Raw genomic sequence first — 6,594 nt, forward strand, 5'->3', positions numbered from 1 at the left:
TAACGTCCGGTTGCCGGACCTTGCCGGACCGAGGAGTGCGCGGTCCCCGCCACTATCGCCCGGGTCGGACCATCCTGCGGTTGCCGGGACCCCGGTCGAGTCCACGTCGAGTGCAATGGGCGGGGTGCGACCTCGGGTCAGGCTTCGGATCGGATGATCCGGCGTGCCGCCTCCACCGCGGAGGCGCGGTGTGCGGCAAGAGGAGTCGCGGGTGCATTCCAGCGGGCCACCAGGGGAGCCTGGACCCACGCCTGCGCGACTCCGAACAGCAGGGGCAGGAGCTCTTCGGGGGCCCACGACGTATCCACGAGTCCGCGTTCCTGCGCTTCCCTCAGCGCCGAAAGCTTGCTGTCCGGCGAGGACCCCGATGGCAGGTCGTACTGGACGCCCTCGAGCCGCGCCCACGTCAGCATCCGAAGGATGTCGGGATGATCGTGCGTGTGGTCGAAGGCCGCACCAACGAAAGCGGGCACATCTCCCGGATCGAGCACGACGGCCTGATGGAACTCGGCTGCATTGACATCCAGGACGGCCTGGAAGAGCGCCGACTTGTCGGTGAAGTGCGCGTAGAGGCGTTCCTTGCTGGCACTCGCCGCCTTCGCGATGCGATCGATTCTCGCACCCGCCAGCCCGGAGGACGCGAACTCGGTCCGGGCAGCCGAGAGGATGCGTGACCTTACGTCCGTCGTCGAGTGCATCCCTCGAGTATACCCAAACGAACTAGTTCGTTTGACTCCCGCCCGACGTGGACCATACCCTCGATCCGACACCACTTCTGAGGAGATCCATGACCACCCCACCCTCGGGTTTCGCCAACCCGTCCATTCTGGACACCGCCAGGGACAAGGCGCCCGCCAACCGATGGCTCGTACTCGCCATCGTCGCCCTCGCGCAGCTCACCGTCGTCCTCGACGGAACCATCGTGAACATCGCCCTGCCCCAGGCCCAGCTGGAGCTCGCAATGTCCGACAGCGACCGCAGCTGGGTCGTCACGCTCTACGCCCTGACCTTCGGCGCCCTCCTGCTCCTCGGTGGTCGGATCGCCGACTTCTGGGGAAGGAAGCGCTCCTTCCTCGTCGGCATGGGCGGCTTCGCCCTCGCCTCGGCCATGGGCGGCATCGCAACCTCGGGTGAACTGCTCCTGCTCGCCCGCGGACTTCAGGGTGCGTTCGCCGCACTGCTGGCTCCGGCAGCGCTCGCCATCCTCTCGGTGACGTTCCCCGGAGGCCGCGACCGGGTACGGGCCTTCGCGGTCTACGGAACGATCGCCGGCGGTGGAGCAGCGGTCGGCCTCCTGCTCGGTGGAGTCCTGACGGAGTACTTCAGCTGGCACTGGTGCCTGCTCGTGAACGTCCCGATCGCCGTGGTGGCCATTGCTGCCGGCATCCCCCTGCTCCGCGAGAGCCGGGCCGAGGGTAGCACCCGCTACGACATACCGGGTGCCGTCCTCGTGAGCCTCGGGCTCGCCTCCGTGGTCTACGGCTTCTCGCGTGCCGAGGCCGGCTGGATCCGCCTGGACACCCTCGGCTTCCTGGCCCTCGGCGTCCTCCTGCTGGCCCTCTTCATCCTCGTGGAATCGCGTGCGGCACATCCACTGCTACCGCTGCGCATCATCACGGACCGGGCCCGGGCCGGCGCCTACCTCTCGTCGATCGCGGTGGGCGCCGCACTGCTCGGGGCACTGCTCTACCTGACGCTCTACTTCCAGATCGTCCTCGGCCTGAGCCCGCTGCACTCCGGACTAGCTTCGCTACCCATGACGGCGGCCATCATCATCTGTGCCGGCGTGGTGTCGCGCCTCCTGCCCAGGGTCGGTCCCCGCATCCTCATGACCGTCGGTCCGTTGATCGCCGCGACCGGACTGTTGCTGCTCAGCCGCATCACCGTGGGCGGGTCCTACGTGCTCGAGGTGCTGCCCGGGCAGATCCTGCTGGGCGTGGGCCTCGCGTTCATCTTCGTCCCCCTCCAGAACGTCGCCCTCCTCGGGATCGAACCCCGGGACTCGGGAGTGGCCAGCGCCGCCGTGACGGCGACGCAGCAGATCGGCGGATCCATCGGCACCGCGGTCTTCACCGCCCTCTACGCCGTAGGTGCGGGTACCGGCACGGCGGAAGGGAACGCCGGTGGACTGCAGCCACTCGTGGACGGCTACTCCGTCGTGTTCCTGGCCGCAGCCGTGGCCCTCGCCCTCGCCTCGCCGATCTCCTGGTTCATGATCAGGGTCGCGAGGGAAGAGTTTTCGCAGTCGGGCGAGTCCGCACACCTTGGCTAGGCCATCCGGCTCTCGCGTGGTGCCCTCGACGGGGGTGCCGACCGAAAAATCGGAGGAACGACTCCGATGCGCTCGGTCGCGCTTCGATCTTCTGGCAGTGTGTCAGTTATGACCTCCGACCCCGACGCGCGTGTTGCACTCATCATCGAAGACGACGCCGATGTGCGGCAACTTCTGGTCATGACCCTCGGCATGAACGGGTTCACCACCATCGAGGCGGAGACCGGACGGCAGGGAGTGGCACTCGTGCGGGAACACCAGCCCGATCTCGTGACCCTGGACCTCAACCTCCCCGATATCGACGGTGTGGAGGTGTGCCGCCAGATCCGGCCGCTGACGGACGCCTACGTAATCATGATTACCGCCCGGAAGGACGAGATCGACCGCCTCATCGGCCTGGAAATCGGCGCGGACGACTTCGTGGTCAAGCCCTTCAGTCCGCGGGAGGTCGGTGCGCGGGTCAACGCGATGTTCCGTCGCCCGAGGAGCACCGTCCGCAACGTGTCCCAGCCCCTGCTCGGCGCAGACCCGGACGAGGCGTCCCCGGCGTCGGTCGCCACCGCGACCGCGGCGCCCGCGATTGCGGAGCAGGTTGAGGGTCTCCTGGTCCACGGCACCATCACCATCGACACCGAGGGCCGGATCGCCACGCTCGACGGGACCGAGCTACCGCTGACGCGGATCGAGTTCGATCTCCTGGCCACGCTCGTCTCGGGACCACGGCGGGTCTGGCAGCGGGAGACACTGCTCTCGCGTATTTGGGGGGACGGCTGGGTCAACGACCAGCACCTGGTCGAGGTTCATATCCGGAATCTGCGGAAGAAGCTTGGCGAGGACACGAAGGCCCCGCGCTTCATCCGCACGGTTCGCGGCGTGGGCTACCGGATGATGCCGTCAAGCCTCGGCTGAATTTCTCCAGTCTCCCCGCCGGTTGCGGTGGACGGACCGGAACCGGCGGGGAGAAAAAAGGAGTGGTGGACTCCTTACGTCCACTCTGGTCGACACCCTTCAAGGGGGCCATGCCTGAACGCCGAAAGAAAACCGAAGAAAGGGCGAAGGCGGGTCGGAGCGTCGCCGAACCTAGGCGAGAATCTCCCGGACCATCGGGATGACCTTCGTGCCGTAGAGCTCGATGCTGTGCATCAACTTCTCATGTGGCAGCGGGCCGGCGCTGTACTTCATGTCGAAGCGGTCGATACCGAGGGTCTGCACTGTCGTCGCGATCTTCTTCGCGACGGTTTCCGGAGAGCCGACGTACAGCGAGCCGAAGTCGGCCTCCTGGTCGAACTCGTCCCTTGTCGTCGGGCCCCACCCGCGCTCGCGGCCGATACGATCACGCATGATGCGATTGTCCGGCCACAGCTCCTCACGGGCCTGCTCGTCCGAATCCGCGATGTACCCCGGGGAGTGCACACCGATGGGAAGCGTGGGCTGGCCGAGCTGCGTCAGCGCCCGGTGGTACAGGTCGACGTAGGGTGCGAAGCGCGCGGGGTCGCCACCGATGATGGCGAGCATGAGGGGCATCCCGTAGCGTGCTGCACGCACCACCGATTCAGGGCTTCCACCGACACCGATCCATGTCTTCAGGCGTCCGCCGTCGGTCTTCGGGTAGACCTCGTGCTGCTCCAGTCCGGGTCGCGTGCTGCCGGACCACGTCACGGGACCCTCCTTGATCAGCTCGGAGAACAGGTCGAGTTTCTCTTCGAAGAGCCGCTCGTAGTCGGAGAGCTCGTAACCGAAGAGGGGGAAGGACTCGGTGAAGGATCCGCGGCCGAGGATTACCTCGGCCCGGCCGTTCGAGGCGGCGTCGAGCGTGGCGAAGCGCTGGTAGACGCGGACCGGATCGTCGGAACTGAGCACCGTGACGGCCGAGCCGAGGCGAATGCGCTTCGTCTGTCCGGCGATGGCGGCGAGGACGATCTCGGGAGCCGAGATGGAGAAGTCGTCCCGGTGGTGTTCGCCCACGCCGATGAAGTCGACGCCTACCTCGTCCGCGAGGACGGCTTCGGCGATCACGTTCCGGATGACCTGCGGATAGGAGACGGGCCGACCGTCCTCGCCGCGTGTGACGTCCCCGAAGGTGTCCAGTCCGAATTCCAGTTCGCGCGCCATGGTGCAACTCCCGTGTTTGCAGATCAGGCCCACTGCGGACCTGCAGATAGAACGGGTCGCGGCTCCGGCTTATTCCATGCATACGCATGGAAATCGACCGACGATCAAAGGAGAGACGCTGCGCGATCGGCAGTGCCGGGCAAGGTAAGGAGGGCTTCGATCCACCCGCGCCGGCACCGGCACAACCCACCGACCACCAGGACCGGGTGAATCAGTGCGATGACACCTCGGCCGGCATGCGGGTCTCGGCCTCTGCGATGAATGCGACAATGTGGCGCGCGACGACGGCGGCCGAACTGTGGTGGACGGCGTGCGGAGCTCCGTCGACGACGACGAGCGTGCCGTCGCGTGAGGAATCCGCGAGGCTCCGCGACCAACGGTCTCCTGCGACCAGGTCGCGGGACCCGCGCAGCACGAGAACCGGTTGGGTTGCGAGGGGTAGGCGTTCCTCCAGGGGATAGCTCATGGCAACCGCCAGTTCCGCGAAGTACCAGCGGGGCCCGCACCGAAGGACGTCGAGGAATTGCACCGTGTTCAGCAGTGGTTTCTCGAGGATCGAGTTCAACCCCAGCGTGAGCGCCTGCTCGGGCACGGTTCGTCGTCGAACGTCGACTGCCGCTCCGATGAGGACGAGCCGGGATGCGAGGTCCGGCCGCCGGACAGCAAGTTCCGTTGCCGTCTGGACACCCATGGAATGGCCGATGACGATGCTCGATGAGACGCCCAGGTGGTCGAGCAGAGTGGCGAGGAGTTCGGCACTTGCGGGGTTGGTGACCCTGTGGGCGGGTCGACCGGTCCAACCGTAACCTGGCAGGTCGATCACGAGGACCGTCCCATGACGGGAAAGCTGCCGCCCCAATCGAAGGAAGTAGCGGTGGGACATGCCGATCCCATGGACCAGCACGAACACCGGGATCGGGTCCGTCGACGGGCGACCTCCACCCCGGGCTTCGTGGTCCCTGATCCGGTCTTCCATGACGTACGCGCGGCACTCGCGGTCGCCGACGGTGATGCTCCGCCAGTCCGAGGGTGATCCCGAGCGGGGGAGACGCGGTGTCGTCGTCGATCCTTCGGCAGAGACCGTCGACGTCCGTGAGGGAACGGCGAGGGTGCGGCGGGAGGGATGCTCCTCGTGATCCGCCCGGGCATGTCCGTCGACGTTGGCGGTGACGGATGGGTGGACCGGGAGGCTGCCGACCAGGTGCAGGATGGCGTCAGCGACGTCGCGGGCACCAGCGCGATGCGCGGCGTGGGATTGGCCTCGCACCTCTACCACGCTCCCGTCCCGGGCCGCCCCGGCCAGCTTGCGGCACCAAGTCCCGCTGGCGATCGGATCCAGCGAGCCGCGCAGGATCAGCACCGGCCGGGCCACGTGGGCTATCCGTTCATCCAGTCGATACCCCAACATCACGGGCAACTCCTGCAGGTACCAGCGGATACCGCACCGCAGGTAGGCCCCGCCGACCAGGAGGTTCGTGACCGGCCGTTCCAGCAGGGTGTCCAGTGCCAGGACGCCGGCGTTCCGGGCAGCGGACGGATGGGACGTATCCGTGACCGGGCCTATGAGCACCACGGCCGAGACGAGCTCGGGATGCTGGATCGCGAGCTCGGTGACGAACTGGGCGCCCATCGAGTGCCCGATCACGACGCACGAGGAGAGCCGTGCGTCCTCCAGCGCCCCTGCGATGACAGCCGCGTAGTCCGCGACGCCGAGTTGCCTGGCCGGTGTGGGGGTTCCCCCGAATCCGGGCAGGTCAAGGACGATGGTGTCGCCATAGGGGAGCAGCTCTGCCTGCAGGCGAGCGAAGTAGCGGTGCGACATCCCGATGCCGTGCACCAGGACGAAGACCTGTCGTTGTCCACCGTCGGTCGCCCTGCGTGAGGAATGGAGGCGATACGACACGTCGAGGTGATCGCCGCTGCCTGGACGAAGAGTCGTCCGGACAGTGGTCGAGGCGCGATAGGACACGGGCACGGGTTCTGCGCTCGTCGGATCGTCGGCAGGCTGGTTGGTGCGTCGCTGAAGGAGGAAAGGCAGGAACCCGCTCAGACGGATGGAAGCCATGGGTGCAGGTCACTCTCGAGTGGGGAAGCGAAGCAGACGGTGTCGGTGTGTGTCTAGCGTCGGCGGTATTGGTTGATGATGGGGCAGTCGAAGGGGTCGCGTGCGGCGAGTCCGACGCGGTTGAGGTAGGTGATGACGGCGCTGT

Annotated in this window: 5 protein-coding genes; 2 read left to right on the forward strand and 3 right to left on the reverse strand. The window is 66.9% G+C overall.

The genetic code is table 11. The annotated features are described in order from the left end of the window. Positions 1–137 precede the first annotated feature (137 nt). Positions 138–698 carry a TetR family transcriptional regulator gene (locus tag D6T63_RS10195; RefSeq protein WP_120148908.1) on the reverse strand — a complete coding sequence of 187 codons (561 nt, stop codon included), beginning with the start codon at positions 696–698 and terminating at the stop codon, positions 138–140. A gap of 89 nt (positions 699–787) precedes the next feature. On the opposite strand from D6T63_RS10195, the gene D6T63_RS10200 reads away from it, so the two are divergent. Both D6T63_RS10200 and D6T63_RS10205 read left to right on the forward strand, forming a co-directional pair. After that, the gene (locus tag D6T63_RS10200; RefSeq protein WP_120148909.1) at positions 788–2,272 is read left to right on the forward strand and encodes an MFS transporter; all 1,485 of its coding nucleotides are present in this window, start codon (positions 788–790) and stop codon (positions 2,270–2,272) included. Between the two features lie 108 nt (positions 2,273–2,380). Further along, positions 2,381–3,181, forward strand: coding sequence for a response regulator transcription factor (locus D6T63_RS10205; protein ID WP_120148910.1), 801 nt, complete (start codon positions 2,381–2,383; stop codon positions 3,179–3,181). A 171-nt stretch (positions 3,182–3,352) separates the two neighbouring features. On the opposite strand, the gene D6T63_RS10210 is transcribed toward D6T63_RS10205, so the two are convergent. Continuing rightward, positions 3,353–4,384, reverse strand: coding sequence for an LLM class flavin-dependent oxidoreductase (locus tag D6T63_RS10210; RefSeq protein WP_120148911.1), 1,032 nt, complete (start codon positions 4,382–4,384; stop codon positions 3,353–3,355). A gap of 211 nt (positions 4,385–4,595) precedes the next feature. Then, positions 4,596–6,449 carry an alpha/beta fold hydrolase gene (locus D6T63_RS10215; protein WP_120148912.1) on the reverse strand — a complete coding sequence of 618 codons (1,854 nt, stop codon included), beginning with the start codon at positions 6,447–6,449 and terminating at the stop codon, positions 4,596–4,598. Positions 6,450–6,594: the final 145 nt, after the last annotated feature.

This window comes from Arthrobacter cheniae, assembly GCF_003602275.1.
GTDB classification, from domain to species: domain Bacteria; phylum Actinomycetota; class Actinomycetes; order Actinomycetales; family Micrococcaceae; genus Arthrobacter_D; species Arthrobacter_D cheniae.

Bases quoted from the DNA above. Each gene is read 5' to 3' on its own strand.
- D6T63_RS10210 (WP_120148911.1), bottom strand. From the start codon at position 4,384: ATGGCGCGCGAACTGGAATTCGGACTGGACACCTTCGGGGACGTCACA.
- D6T63_RS10205 (WP_120148910.1), top strand. From the start codon at position 2,381: ATGACCTCCGACCCCGACGCGCGTGTTGCACTCATCATCGAAGACGAC.
- D6T63_RS10215 (WP_120148912.1), bottom strand. From the start codon at position 6,449: ATGGCTTCCATCCGTCTGAGCGGGTTCCTGCCTTTCCTCCTTCAGCGA.
- D6T63_RS10200 (WP_120148909.1), top strand. From the start codon at position 788: ATGACCACCCCACCCTCGGGTTTCGCCAACCCGTCCATTCTGGACACC.
- D6T63_RS10195 (WP_120148908.1), bottom strand. From the start codon at position 698: ATGCACTCGACGACGGACGTAAGGTCACGCATCCTCTCGGCTGCCCGG.